We start from the raw sequence: 13290 nt of genomic DNA, 5'->3' as shown, positions 1-13290 counted from the left end.
CTGTCTTAATAAGTTAGCTTGCAGCATTCAGGAGGTGACATGAACAAATGGTTCAAACACATAGGCGTGGCAATTGCACTGTTATTTAGTGTGTCGGTATTTGCCCACGATGCCCCGAAAGTGGGTGACACTAACGAAGTAAATGGTCAAATCTGGGCCCAGCTAAAAGCGGGTGAAGAAGGCTATACTACTTCAAAGAGTGAATTCCACGGTCAAGCAATTAACACGTATGACTTACGTGTACTTGAATTGCGTAGTGATATTCTTGCGCCAGCATTAATGGCAGCCCTTTTCGGGATGATCATTATTTTTGTACTGTTTATCAAAGTGAACGGCATTTCTAAGCTGCACGGTGGATACTCGGGCAAGCTGGTTTATCGTTGGTCTAAGTTTGATGTATCAATTCACTGGCTAGGTGCTATTCCTTGTCTGTTGTTGATCTTAACTGGCTTAACCCTGCTTGCTGGACGTTTCTTCTTCCAGCCATACATAGGTGAAGGTGTATGGGCGGCAATGGTGAACGGTGCTAAGCAGGTTCACGACATCATGGCAATTCCGTTCATGTTAGGTTGGGCGTTAATGGTGACGTTATGGGCTAAGAACCAAATGCCTAAGATGTATGACCTTAAGTGGATGATGGTTGTTGGTGGTTACATCAACTTCGGTCCATTCAAAGGTAAACACCCTGACGCTGGTTTTGCTAACGCGGGTGAGAAATTATGGTTCTGGGCATTCGCTGCTTTTGGCCTATTAATTTCTGCTTCTGGCATGTTGCTACTATTCCCGAACTTGTTCGAGCCTAGCCGCACACTTAGCTTAATCGCACTAGTACTTCACTCAGTAAGTGCCATCATTATTACTGCTTTCTCAATCGTGCATATCTTCATGGCAACGGTTATGTCTGAAGGTGGTATGGAGTGTATGGTTTCTGGTTACTGTGACGAAACATGGGCCAGTCAGCACCATAACCTTTGGTTTGATGAAATCAAAGCAAACGGTACCCTTAAATACAAAGAGTAATGTTTGCTAACTGATTTGAAATGCCTCGACTATGTCGGGGCATTTTTTTAGCTAAAACTCGCCATTTAGCAGCGTTTTTGCTTGTCCAATTCTGGGCTAAAAAACTTCATAAGCCACCATTCTTTCAGCTATTTGCCCGCAGAGCTATTCAAGCTCTAGGGAGCTCAGAGCGCTCTATGACGGCGAGATAAGTCGATTTAGTTTGTATGGCTCTCAAAGCCTCTCTAATGCTGCTTTGCGCTGTTATGGTGCTACTGAGCTGTAATTTATTTATGCCGTTTAAAATCTATTCGCATACGATCTATGCCACTTGCAATCATCAAAGCGTGAGTCATAGGTATTCTTGCTCGCGATAGCGCAAACTCGTTAAGCCTTCTGCGCCACTAATTACGCTGCATAACAGCTAAAAGCCGTGTTCACCTAGGCGCTATTCAATAGCCGTCACTCTATATATGTAATAGTTCAGTTAAATCCCCTTGGATAATAGCCTTCAATGCTAGGTTTCAGCTGCTCGGCAAGCGTCTTCTGTGCGCTAACGTTAAATGCTGTTAAGAGTATGCTTAGCTCAAATGTCCTCTACAAATTCACCCGTTTATTTGTCACTAAAAAACAACAAACTTACACCATAAAGTGTCTATATTGGCTGTTGTTGGTCAATAATGGGGGGCTTGGTTGGTACATGTGTTAAATGTTGGTGTTATTGATCTAAAGTTGTATAAGTTACTGAGTATACGTTTATTTTGTTTTTCACTTTTTGGGTTTGCAGTGCAGTTATTTGGTGTTGTGCGTTAGTTTGGTTTGTAAAACATGCGCTAGTTAACACTTTTATTTGAATTGCGCCAAAATCGGAACTTTAATCGGATTTAGATCAACTTTTAGAGGATTGAAATTCTTTATATTACGCCGGCTATATTGGGGATAGCTCTAATGAATATACACTTTTTACAATGTTAAGTGCTTAATTAACATGCAGTTAACCTGTGTTGCAAGTTGTAGCGTTATTGGTTCTATCTTAAGTGTTTATAAACAAAACTATTCCTTCCTACTAGGAGTGAAAATGAAAAAGCAACAGCCTGATCTGAACCGCAGATCTTTGCTGAAAGCACTAACTATCGGCGGCACTGCAAGTGTTGCTATCGCCGCAACTGGCGTAAGTGTTGCTCAAGCAAGTGAAACGAAAGTCAGCACCAAAAATGTAGATGGCTATCATGAAACTGCGCACATTCGCAGTTATTACAATAGCTTACGCGGCTAGTCTAGGAGAAGTACAGCGATGAAGTTAACTCGCCAATCCAACGCGGCACCTACTGTAGAGAAAAAGACTCTAGGTATTAGCCGTCGTCAGTTTATGAAGCAAGCAGGTATCACATCTGGTGGTATCGCAGCCGCTTCTTTATTAGGCACAGGCATGATGCGTAAAGCAGAAGCTAAAGTGCAAACTGTTGCTCATGACGCACCAACTGAAATCAAGCGTACTGTATGTAGTGCTTGTGCGGTAGGTTGTGGTCTATACGCAGAAGTTCAAAATGGTGTGTGGACAGGTCAAGAGCCTGCGTTTGACCACCCATTCAACTCTGGCGGCCACTGTGCTAAAGGCGCGAGCTTACGTTACCACACGCATTCAAATAAGCGTGTTAAGTACCCAATGAAGCTTGAAGGCGGTAAGTGGAAGAAGCTTTCATGGGAACAAGCTGTATCTGAAATCGGCGATAAGATGCTTGAGATCAATCAAACATCAGGCCCTGACTCAGTTTACTTCATGGGTAGTGCGAAATTCTCTAACGAAGGTGCATACATGTACCGTAAGTTAGCGGCAATGTGGGGGACAAACAACGTTGACCATTCAGCGCGTATTTGTCACTCAACGACAGTTGCCGGTGTTGCGAACACTTGGGGTTACGGTGCACAAACCAACTCTTTCAACGATATTCGTAACGCAAAAAATATCTTCCTGATTGGGGCAAACCCAGCAGAGGCGCATCCAGTAGCGATGCAGCACATTTTAATCGCCAAAGAGCGCGGCGCGACAATGACTGTTGCTGACCCACGTTTCTCTCGCACTATGGCGCATTCTGATATCCACCTACCATTACGTCCAGGTACCGATATTCCTTTGGTTTACGGTCTAATGTGGCACATTTTTGAAAATGGTTGGGAAGATAAAGAGTTTATCCGCACACGTGCTTACGGCATGGACAAGATCCGTGAAGAAGCTGCGCGTTGGACTCCTGAAGAAGTTGAAAACGTAACTGGCGTATCTCGCGAAGCTGTTTATGCTGCTGCTAAACAAATGGCGACTAACCGTCCAGGTACTGTAATTTGGTGTATGGGTGGTACTCAGCATCACGTTGGTAACGCTAACACGCGTATGTACTCTATCCTGCAGCTAGTGCTAGGTAACATGGGTGTGTCTGGTGGTGGTACTAACATTTTCCGTGGTCACGACAACGTTCAGGGCGCAACGGACATGGGTCTGCTATTCGACAACTTACCAGGCTACTACGGCGTTGGTGAAGGCGCATGGCACCACTGGTCTCGCGTATGGGATCTACCATTCGAATCAGTTAAAGCACGTTTCGACCAAAAGCCTTACTTAGGTCGTAGCCCAATGACTACTCCAGGTATGCCATGTTCTCGCTGGCAAGATGGTGTGTTAGAAGCTAAAGACAAACTTGCTCAAAAAGATAACCTACGTCTAGCATTCTTCTGGGGTCAATCAGTTAACACTGAAACGCGTCAGATGGAAGTACGTGACGCATTGGACAAGCTAGAAACTGTTGTTGTTGTGGATCCGTACCCAACAATGGCGGGTGTTATGCACCGTCGTAAAGATGGCGTTTACTTACTACCTGCAGCAACTCAGTACGAGTGTGAAGGTTCAGTAAACAACTCTGGTCGTAGTGCACAGTGGCGTCAACAGGTTGTTGAGCCGTTATTCGACTCTAAGAATGACCTAGAGATCATGTACCGTATCGCTAAGCATGTAGGCATTGCTGACGCATGGACTAAGCACATCAAGGTTAATGGCAACATGCCTGACTCTGATGACATCATGCGCGAATACGCTAAAGGTATGCGTTCAGTGGGTTACACAGGTTGGAGCCCAGAGCGTATCCGTGCTCACACTATGAACTGGGGCGATTTCTCTTCTGAAACGCTAGAAGCTGCAGGTGGCGTAAACAAGGGCGAGACTTACGGTCTACCTTGGCCATGTTGGGGTACTCCAGAGCAGAAGCACCCAGGTACACAGATTCTATACCGCACAGGTATGAACGTGAACCAAGGTGGTGGTAACTTCCGTGCTCGTTTTGGTGTTGAACACGAAGGCGTGAGCATCCTAGCTGAAGATTCAGCTTCTGTTGATGCTGACATTCAAGACGGTTACCCACAATTTGATGACAAGATGCTGAAGCAACTTGGCTGGTGGGATGAGCTAACTGCTGAAGAGAAAGCACTAGCTGAAAACCGTACTTGGGCGACTGACTTAGGTGGCGGTATCGTACGTGTTGCGCTAGCACACAACATGGTGCCATACGGTAATGCTAAAGCACGTTGTCGCGTTTGGACTTTCCCAGACGAAGTGCCTGTACACCGTGAGCCAATCTACACTGCACGTCGTGATCTAATTGAGAAATACCCAACTCATAACGACATGCAAGTTCACCGTCTACCAACCTTGTACAAGACGTTACAAGACAAGGTTATTAGCGATGATCTAGATAAGAAGTACCCACTAATTTCTACTTCTGGCCGTTTGGTTGAGTACGAAGGTGGTGGTGAAGAGTCTCGTTCTTGCCCATGGTTGGCTGAACTTCAACAAGAAATGTTCATCGAAATTAACCCAGCTGATGCGGCAGATCGCGGCATTCGTGACGGTGATGACGTTTGGGTTGAAGGTGCTGAAGGCGGACGCATCAAGATCAAGGCGATGGTAACTCCACGTGTTGGCGCTGGTGTAACTTGGATGCCTTATCACTTCGCGGGTGTAATGCACGGTGAAGATCTGCAATATCCAGAATCTGGTGGAATTAGCACTAAACCTTACGTAGTTGGTGAATCTTGTAACACGGTAATGACTTACGGTTATGACCCTGTGACTCAGATGCAAGAAACTAAAGCCACACTTTGTCAGATTGCTAAAGCTTAATTGCAGTATTAGCTAGGAGAATTGCCAGAATGGCTACAATGAAATTTTTATGTGATACCAAGCGCTGCATCGAGTGTAACGGTTGTGTCACTGCATGTAAGAACGAAAACGACTCTGCTCTAGAGTGGGGTATTCAACGTCGTCGCGTTGTGACTATCAATGACGGTGAGAAAGGCGAAGCCTCTATCTCTGTTGCTTGTATGCACTGTGATGATGCACCTTGTATGGCGGTTTGCCCGGCAAACTGTTTCTACAAGACAGAAGATGGCATCGTACTTCACGACAAAGATACTTGTATCGGTTGTGGCTACTGCCTATACGCTTGCCCATTTGGCGCGCCACAGTTCCCTAAATCAGGTGCTTTCGGTGCTCGCGGTAAGATGGACAAGTGTACTTTCTGTGCGGGTGGCCCAGAAGAGAACTTCTCTGAGGCAGAGCATCAGAAGTACGGTGCAAACCGTATCGCTGAAGGCAAGCTACCTATGTGTGCTGAGCTGTGTGCAACTAAAGCGCTATTAGCGGGTGATGCTGAGATTGTTTCTTCAATCTTCCGTGAGCGTGTTGCATACCGTGGTTCTAAAAACGCAGCTTGGGGTTAATCAACTTAGGTTGACTAATTTCCAGCGTACCCTGAATGGCTCATTAACGTGAGCCGTCCAGTGGTAAAAGAGGACGTATTATGAACAAATGGTTAAAACACATAGGCGTTGCAATCGCACTGTTTTTCAGTGTGTCTGTTTTCGCTAATGCGACTGACAAAGTGGGTGACACCATTGAAGTGAACAACGGCCAAATCTGGGCTCAGCTAAAAGCTGGCGAAGAAGGTCGTACAACTTCAACAAGTGAATTCCACACGCAAGCAATCAACACGTATGACCTACGTGTACTTGAATTGCGTAGTGATATTCTTGCTCCAGCATTAATGGCTGCCCTTTTCGGGATGATCATTATTTTTGTTCTGTTTATCAAAGTGAATGGCATTTCTAAGCTTCACGGTGGTTACTCAGGCAAGCTGGTTTACCGTTGGTCTAAGTTTGATGTATCAATTCACTGGCTAGGTGCTATTCCTTGTCTGTTGTTGATCTTAACAGGCTTAATGCTAATTGCTGGTCGTTACTTCGTTCAGCCATATATCGGTGAAGGCCTATGGGCTAGTCTAGTTAACGCTTCTAAGCAGATCCACGACATCATGGCGATTCCGTTCATGTTGGGCTGGGCGCTGATGGTAACGTTATGGGCTAAGAACCAAATGCCTAAGATGTATGACCTTAAGTGGATGATGGTTGTTGGTGGTTACATCAACTTCGGTCCATTCAAAGGTAAGCACCCTGACGCAGGTTTCGCTAACGCCGGTGAGAAATTATGGTTCTGGGCATTCGCTGCCTTTGGTCTAGTAATCTCTGCATCTGGTATGTTGTTGCTATTCCCGAACTTGTTCGAGCCTAGCCGCACACTTAGCTTAATCGCACTAGTACTTCACTCAGTAAGTGCCATCATTATTACTGCTTTCTCAATCGTGCATATCTTCATGGCAACGGTTATGTCTGAAGGTGGTATGGAGTGTATGGTTTCTGGTTACTGTGATGAAACATGGGCTAGCCAGCACCACAACCTTTGGTTCGATGAAATCAAAGCTAACGGTACCCTTAAGTACAAAGAGTAAGCCTCTTTTCGCTTAATGCCTAAGCACCTCAGCTATTCGTAGCTGGGGTGTTTTTTTATCTGGCTTTTGTGGGGCAAGGGGATGGCCTACATGAGAAGAACACAATACTGATAAATTGTATGTTTTATGAGCAATAGCTAAAGTATGACTTACTTAACAAAAAAGCATACATTTCTTTGATAGGAAACGCTAAGTTATAACCTAATCACGTTTTATGCTTATTTAAAGTGCTAATTTTGCACACTGCTATTGCATTCCAATGTTTCCGATTCTTTTGTGATTAGCATTATTTTATAGGAACTTATATGTCGTCAATTATTCTGCCTGATACTGCTCAACCTTATAACGCTAATATCACCACACCTGACTGGATGATTAGCGGTATGGAAAAAGTCATGCAGTTTTATGTGGATCGTAACTTACGACTCGATACGGTTTCGGCAGAGATGATGCCAAACCCAGTCGAAGGTAAGAAGTACATGTTGTACGCGCATGTGCCTTTTTGTCATACCTTGTGTTCCTACTGTACCTTCCATCGCTTCCTATTTAAAGAAGATAAAGCTCGTGCTTACTTCATCTCTTTGCGTAAAGAGATGGAGATGGTTAAAGCTTTAGGTTACGACTTTGAGTCTATGTACATTGGTGGCGGTACTACAACGGTATTGGAAGATGAACTAGCTCGAACTATTGAGCATGCTAAAAAGCTGTTCCCAAGCATTAAAGAAGTCTCATGTGAGTCAGATCCACAGCATCTTGATAGCCCAGGCTTTAAGCAGCTTGAGGGCTTAGTTGATCGTATGTCGATTGGCGTACAAAGCTTCAATGATGACATTTTGGCAATGACAGATCGTATTGAAAAGTTTGGTAATGGCCAGCAAACTTTCGACAAGATCATGGCAGCTAAAGAGCTATTCCCAATTATTAACGTTGATTTGATTTTCGGTTTCCGTGGTCAAACTGACGAAGTTATTCAACATGACTTAGATATGGCATCTAAGCTTGATCCTCGCCAGATCACCACTTATCCGTTGATGATTACCCACCAGACTCGTAAGAGTGTTAAAGGTAAGCTAGCGGCTCCTCAAGGGGATATGGCGCGCCAATATCGTCAAATTTTGAATAGCTTAAATGGTCAATATAACCAGCTATCGGCATGGGCTTTTGGTAAAGCTAATGACGAAGGTTTTGACGAATACGTTATCGACTTTGATGAGTACTTAGGTGTTGGTTCAGGTTCATTTAGCTTCCTAGATGACACGCTGTACGTGAATACCTTCTCACTACGTAAGTACCAAGAGCGTATCGCCAATGGTCTAATGGGTGTCGATCAACAGAAGCAATACGGCCGTAAAGAAGTGATGCAGTATCGTTTCTTACTGGGCATGTTCTCTGGTCGTTTATCACGTAAATACTTCCGTGAAACTTTTGGCGTTAACTTAGACACTGCGCTGTTTAAAGAGATGACTTCGATGAAAGCGATTGGTGCGATTAAGAACGATCCAACTGATCCTGATAACCTGATTATTACCGATAACGGTAAGATGATGGGATTGTTGATGATGAAAGAGTTTTACTCTGGCATGGACAACGTTCGCGCTCAATTGCGTAAGCCATTAAAAGCTTGCGATATGTAATCCAAAGCTGGGCTACTGCTATCAGGCAGTAGCCTTGTTGTTCAGCGGTGTAAGTTAACTGTCTACAGTAGCAGACTCGCTGTTTGACGCTATCAATAGCTCAAGCTTTTTAATATCTTCTTTTATCTGTAACACATAATTGTCTGTGTACTGCATTTGCTCAAATGCCTTTAAACATGCGCGATAGCGTGCAAGTTGCCCCTCAGGAGTTGAGCCAAATTCCATTTGTTCATGCATACCAATAATTGAGTCCATTCAACTATTCCTCTTGCTGTCTCACTACTGCTTCTAGTGATATTGCCAATATCATATTCGCAAATTTAAATTTGCGTAGCGCTGTATTAGCTTGTTAAAGCTAAGGATAGTAGATGTTTAGCGAATTGCTCTGCTTACTCGAGATTATTTTCAATAACTTACCATTAAACAGTATAAGTCTAGCGAAAACGGCTGCAGTGATGGGCTCACATTAGCTTGAGAGAATGCTTACATGCTGGCAGTTTAAATGGGTAGCAAACAAATGGATCTAACTCAGGTCACTTGGAACAAGCTAGAAAATCTCTTACTATCGAAGCAATCGTTCTTCATATCGAGCTTTCATGGCGAATATATTGCTGGTAGCAAACCTCAATTGCGATCGTATTTTTAATCTCAATCAAACCCTCAAAGCGGGTGGACGTTTTCATTATCAAGACGGTGGTCATCGCCTTGGCGGCGGTGGGGCAAACACAGGTATTGGCTTAGTGTGGGCCGGGCATCAAGTATCATTGGTGAGTCAGGTTGGCCGTGATGATGTTGGTGATTGGTTATTGGCTGAAGCCAGTACCCAAGGGATTAACTGTAGCTTGATTCAACGACGTCCGGGTAACACCTGTGAGATGTTATTGATGATGACGCCAGATGGTGAGCGCACCATTATTCGTCCTGAACGACCTAAGTTTGAATTACCTCTGCCACCTAACTGGCAAGATGTCGATGCGCTTTACATCAACTCCTCTACAGAGGGCGCAGCGAGTTGGGCAAAAACTGCAATGAGTCATTGCTGGGTGGTGGCACAACTGGCTAAAGATCAACGCGCACGTCCTTGCCATGTGCTGATAGCCTCACTATGTGATATGCAAGGTCGCTGCAGTGAAGATAAGTGGCAGTTTGCTAAATCTATTGCTGGCGATGGACTGAAGTACTTTATTGTAACGGACGGCGAGAATGGCGCGACCTTATATAGCGGCTCAGAAACACGGCATGTTGCTGTGGTACCAAGCACTGTTGTTGATACTACCGGCGCGGGCGATGCTTACGCTGCTGGACTAATTCATGGTCTTGTGAACCATCAGTCAATTCTTGATGCCATGGGCGAAGCTGCTATTTGGTCAGGATTTGCTGTCGCAAGTGATAGTTCTATTCCGGGGAAGGCGCTTAAGCAGTATTTGGCAGATAAAAGTGTATAAATATTGCTGTCTTAGATTTGTCACCGCGAAGTCATGTAACTGACATCATAGCTATCTAGTATGTTCGGCAGCAATTCTCTGACTGTAATACTTCCAAGATACATACTCTTGCCCTGCATTCTAGCAGGGCATTTTTTTGCCACTATCATGCTAGCCTGACTATCGCTAATTTTCACACAAGTTGCTTTTGTTACTGCCTTTATGCTGCAAGCTAATGTTAGGATAGGCTAAGTTTTTAGCTAGGAATATAGTGATGGCAGGGCAAGTACTCGTTGAACAGATCTCAGGTTTATATCATGGTGAAGCAATCGTCGCGTTAGGCGGGGTGACTTCAGGTATTAATCACAAAAGCGCTGCCAGCACATTACAGGTTGGTACTCAAGCTGTAGTAGGGGACGCACAGGCAGATCCTAAGCATCACGGCGGAGTAGATCGCGTATTACATCACTTTCCACGTGAACATTATGGCCAATATCGTCGCTGGGATATGATGACCGGCTTGAAAGATGCCCCAGCAATGGGCGAGAACATCAGCACTGTAGGCCTAGATGAAACCCAAGTGCATATCGGCGATATCATTAGAATTGGTGAAGTTGAGCTACAAGTTACTCAACCACGTTCGCCGTGTTTTAAATTGAATCTGCAATTTGGCCACCAGGAGTTTGCCTTAGCTATGCAGCAAAGTGGCCGCTGTGGTTGGTTTTATCGCGTATTAACCCCTGGCACTATTTCAGCTAAGGACTCGGTAGTGCTAGTTAAGCGCATAACAGATATTAGTGTTGCCGAAGCCATGCATATCTATTTTTTACCTGAGTTTGATGCCGAGCAATATCAACGTTTAGCAGACTGTGAAGGACTAGCGGGATCTTGGGTGAAAAGCTTACAGCGCCGCATCGAAAACCAGGCGATTGAAGATTGGCAAATGCGGTTATACGGACCGCAAAAATAACGTGCGAGTTTACACATTCAAGGAGTAGAAGTGATGACCCAAGATGAAAAAAACATGGGGATAATAGTTCAGGTAGCGAGCTTTTCTGGTTACCTAATTCCCTTTGGTAGTATTTTAGGGCCGTTGATTGTTTGGCTGATGAAGCGTGATGAATTTCCGTTTGTAGATAGCTGTGGGCGTAACTGCCTAAATTTTAAAATCAGCCTATTTATCTACGTGAGCATTAGCGCCATTTTAATGTTTATCGGAATTGGCTTTATCCTTTTAGCACTGCTGGCAATCGCCGATATCGTGTTTACCATTATTGCAGCCATTAAGGCCAGTGAAGGCAAAAGTTATCAGTATCCGCTGACGATTAACTTTATTAAGCCAAGAACTGAAGCAGATTTAGTTTAATAGAGCAGCAAAACCAGCCTAGCGATAAATTCGCTAGGCTAGATATTAGGATTAAACCTTAAAGCTGGCGACCAGTGAGTCGAGTCTGTGGGCTAATTGGATCAGACTTTGACTGGCTTTGGCTGCATCTTCTGCAGTATCAGCGGTACGTAAGGTAATATCATTAATGTCGCTGACGTTACGATTAATATCTTCAACTACGGTTGATTGCTCTTCAGTCGCCGCCGCAACCTGAATATTCATATCGCTAATTGAACCGATGCGCTCACTAATACCTGTGAGTGACAAGCTAGCTTCATCAACGGCAGTAACGCCGGCAACCGAGCGCGTGCGGCTTTGCTGCATAGCTTCTACTGCGCGAGCCGCTTCAGCTTGTAGCTTATCAATCATCACCTGCACTTCGTTAGTTGAGGTGGCGGTGCGAGAAGCAAGATTACGCACTTCATCGGCAACAACGGCAAACCCACGTCCGGCTTCTCCAGCACGAGCCGCTTCAATCGCTGCGTTTAATGCTAGCAAATTGGTTTGCTCTGACACTGCGCGGATCACATCTAATATAGATTCAATAGATTTGGTATGAATAGCCAATGACTCAACCACTTCACCGACTTGCTCAACATCGTCAGAAAGCTGGTTAATGGTTTCGCGAGCGCGAGTTACTACCACTTGTCCATTACTTGAGTCTGTATCAGCGGCTCTTGCCGTGTCGGCGGCTTGAGCTGCGTTACTTGCAATCTCATTAACAGTAGCGCCCATTTCGTTGATGGCTGCCACAACCATGATGGTTTGGTCTTTTTGCAATTGGCTATCTTCAAGTGTGCGCTGTGCTTGATGTAATACATCATTTGCCGATGCAGTTAGTAGAGCACTGGCTTCACCGACTTCAATAACAGATGCTTGGATCTTGCTGATAAAGCTATTAAAACCTTTAGCCAGTTGGGCTAATTCATCATCGCCTTCAACGGGCAAGCGCTGGCGTAAATCGCCTTCGCCTTCACCTATGTTTTGCAGCATGTCAGCAACGTGGGCAATAGGGCGGCTAACTGAACTAGCGACTAGGCTAGCGAGTGCAATAAAAATGGTCGCAATGACTGCGGTCCAAATTAAGATTTTATAAGCAGATTCTTCTAATAAGGCGAAAATTTCACTTTCAGGAACTTGGGCAACTAAGTACCAATCCATTGACGGGATATAGCTACTGGCAATCAGCATTGCTTGGCCGTCGACATCGGCTTTAAGCAAATTAAAATCGCTTGTTTGCATTAAGCCTGAGGTATCTACGCCGCGGTATAAACTGGATAAGCTGGCGCGGCCCATTTGCTGCGGATCTTGGTGCAATTGCACCTGTCCCTTGCTATCAACTAAATAAACAAAGCCTGATTGCTCGATTTTGAACGAACGCAACAGTTGCACCATATCATCGAGAGATTTGGCTAGGCCAACTAACCCGCGGCCATTTGGCTGCTGATAATTGATAAACAGCTTAACGTCACCATTTTGTTCGGTGAACACGTTGAGCATTTTCTCTTGGCCACTGTTTTTATAATCGAAAAACCATGCGTCTTGCGTTGGCGACAGCAGACGTAAAAATCCATCTTGAGTGTAATAAGCGCCAGTGTCTCTATCGGCAAAAGACGCCTGAGCTAATTGGTATTGGCGCGATACGTCACCTAATAAATCAACCACCAGATCTTCATGGCTAGCAGGGCGACCATCTTCAAGCCACTGCAATAACATTCGATTGCTGGCTAGCTGCTCAGCGGCATGCATCAAGGTCGAAATATTCAGATCGATTTTATTGCGGATCTGCGCCAGCATATTTGGCATTTCAGAGCTAAGCATACGCTGCTCAACGACTTGCTTAGCACTTTGTTGACTAAGAATTCCTACCAGAGCGGTTGATAGCAATACTGCGGTGGTGACACAGAGAAGAATTTTTTGTTTGATGGTGAGCATATTCAATTTCATAAAAATTAGATTGCCTATACAGCCAAAACGATGACCGAATTAATGGAGTGCAGAGTCGATATAGCATC

Annotated in this window: 11 protein-coding genes; 9 read left to right on the top strand and 2 right to left on the bottom strand. The window is 44.7% G+C overall.

What is annotated here, in order from left to right; all coding sequences use genetic code 11:
• The first annotated feature begins 39 nt into the window (after nt 1-39).
• The 6 genes from L2740_RS07015 (at nt 40) to L2740_RS06990 (ending at nt 8464) form a co-directional block, all read left to right on the top strand.
• Nucleotides 40-1020: a formate dehydrogenase subunit gamma gene (locus L2740_RS07015; protein WP_220779773.1), complete on the top strand. Its 981-nt coding sequence runs from the start codon at nt 40-42 to the stop codon at nt 1018-1020.
• Between the two features lie 1057 nt (nt 1021-2077).
• A complete protein-coding gene (locus tag L2740_RS07010) occupies nt 2078-2275 on the top strand; it encodes a twin-arginine translocation signal domain-containing protein (protein ID WP_028766715.1) in 198 nt (65 codons plus the stop codon).
• 18 nt (nt 2276-2293) lie between these two features.
• Nucleotides 2294-5167, top strand: coding sequence for a formate dehydrogenase subunit alpha (locus L2740_RS07005; RefSeq protein WP_248949370.1), 2874 nt, complete (start codon nt 2294-2296; stop codon nt 5165-5167).
• A gap of 29 nt (nt 5168-5196) precedes the next feature.
• Nucleotides 5197-5766: a formate dehydrogenase FDH3 subunit beta gene (gene fdh3B / locus L2740_RS07000; RefSeq protein WP_248949369.1), complete on the top strand. Its 570-nt coding sequence runs from the start codon at nt 5197-5199 to the stop codon at nt 5764-5766.
• 80 nt (nt 5767-5846) lie between these two features.
• Complete coding sequence (locus L2740_RS06995; protein WP_248949368.1) at nt 5847-6830, top strand: formate dehydrogenase subunit gamma; 984 nt, start codon at nt 5847-5849, stop codon at nt 6828-6830.
• A gap of 305 nt (nt 6831-7135) precedes the next feature.
• Entirely contained in the window at nt 7136-8464 is a 1329-nt protein-coding gene (locus L2740_RS06990; protein ID WP_248470349.1) for a coproporphyrinogen III oxidase family protein, read from the top strand.
• A gap of 54 nt (nt 8465-8518) precedes the next feature.
• Here the strand turns inward: L2740_RS06990 and L2740_RS06985 are convergent, their stop codons facing one another.
• Nucleotides 8519-8719 carry a hypothetical protein gene (locus L2740_RS06985; RefSeq protein ID WP_248949367.1) on the bottom strand — a complete coding sequence of 67 codons (201 nt, stop codon included), beginning with the start codon at nt 8717-8719 and terminating at the stop codon, nt 8519-8521.
• 341 nt (nt 8720-9060) lie between these two features.
• On the opposite strand from L2740_RS06985, the gene L2740_RS06980 reads away from it, so the two are divergent.
• The 3 genes from L2740_RS06980 (at nt 9061) to L2740_RS06970 (ending at nt 11254) form a co-directional block, all read left to right on the top strand.
• A complete protein-coding gene (locus L2740_RS06980; RefSeq protein ID WP_248949366.1) occupies nt 9061-9909 on the top strand; it encodes a PfkB family carbohydrate kinase in 849 nt (282 codons plus the stop codon).
• Between the two features lie 253 nt (nt 9910-10162).
• Nucleotides 10163-10858, top strand: a complete 696-nt coding sequence (locus tag L2740_RS06975; protein WP_248949365.1) for an MOSC domain-containing protein — start codon at nt 10163-10165, stop codon at nt 10856-10858.
• Between the two features lie 33 nt (nt 10859-10891).
• Complete coding sequence (locus L2740_RS06970) at nt 10892-11254, top strand: DUF4870 domain-containing protein (RefSeq protein WP_248949364.1); 363 nt, start codon at nt 10892-10894, stop codon at nt 11252-11254.
• Between the two features lie 51 nt (nt 11255-11305).
• On the opposite strand, the gene L2740_RS06965 is transcribed toward L2740_RS06970, so the two are convergent.
• Nucleotides 11306-13222 (bottom strand): methyl-accepting chemotaxis protein, encoded by a 1917-nt coding sequence (locus tag L2740_RS06965; RefSeq protein ID WP_248949363.1) that lies wholly within the window; start codon nt 13220-13222, stop codon nt 11306-11308.
• Nucleotides 13223-13290: the final 68 nt, after the last annotated feature.

Origin of the sequence: Shewanella pneumatophori (assembly GCF_023283895.1) — a bacterium.
Taxonomy (GTDB): domain Bacteria; phylum Pseudomonadota; class Gammaproteobacteria; order Enterobacterales; family Shewanellaceae; genus Shewanella; species Shewanella pneumatophori.
This window is presented reverse-complemented; position numbering and strand designations above follow the sequence as displayed.

What these genes read in the sequence shown, in the direction of transcription:
- L2740_RS07015 (WP_220779773.1), top strand. Translation starts at nt 40, where the DNA reads ATGAACAAATGGTTCAAACACATAGGCGTGGCAATTGCACTGTTATTT.
- L2740_RS07010 (WP_028766715.1), top strand. Translation starts at nt 2,078, where the DNA reads ATGAAAAAGCAACAGCCTGATCTGAACCGCAGATCTTTGCTGAAAGCA.
- L2740_RS07005 (WP_248949370.1), top strand. Translation starts at nt 2,294, where the DNA reads ATGAAGTTAACTCGCCAATCCAACGCGGCACCTACTGTAGAGAAAAAG.
- fdh3B (WP_248949369.1), top strand. Translation starts at nt 5,197, where the DNA reads ATGGCTACAATGAAATTTTTATGTGATACCAAGCGCTGCATCGAGTGT.
- L2740_RS06995 (WP_248949368.1), top strand. Translation starts at nt 5,847, where the DNA reads ATGAACAAATGGTTAAAACACATAGGCGTTGCAATCGCACTGTTTTTC.
- L2740_RS06990 (WP_248470349.1), top strand. Translation starts at nt 7,136, where the DNA reads ATGTCGTCAATTATTCTGCCTGATACTGCTCAACCTTATAACGCTAAT.
- L2740_RS06985 (WP_248949367.1), bottom strand. Translation starts at nt 8,719, where the DNA reads ATGGACTCAATTATTGGTATGCATGAACAAATGGAATTTGGCTCAACT.
- L2740_RS06980 (WP_248949366.1), top strand. Translation starts at nt 9,061, where the DNA reads ATGGCGAATATATTGCTGGTAGCAAACCTCAATTGCGATCGTATTTTT.
- L2740_RS06975 (WP_248949365.1), top strand. Translation starts at nt 10,163, where the DNA reads ATGGCAGGGCAAGTACTCGTTGAACAGATCTCAGGTTTATATCATGGT.
- L2740_RS06970 (WP_248949364.1), top strand. Translation starts at nt 10,892, where the DNA reads ATGACCCAAGATGAAAAAAACATGGGGATAATAGTTCAGGTAGCGAGC.
- L2740_RS06965 (WP_248949363.1), bottom strand. Translation starts at nt 13,222, where the DNA reads ATGAAATTGAATATGCTCACCATCAAACAAAAAATTCTTCTCTGTGTC.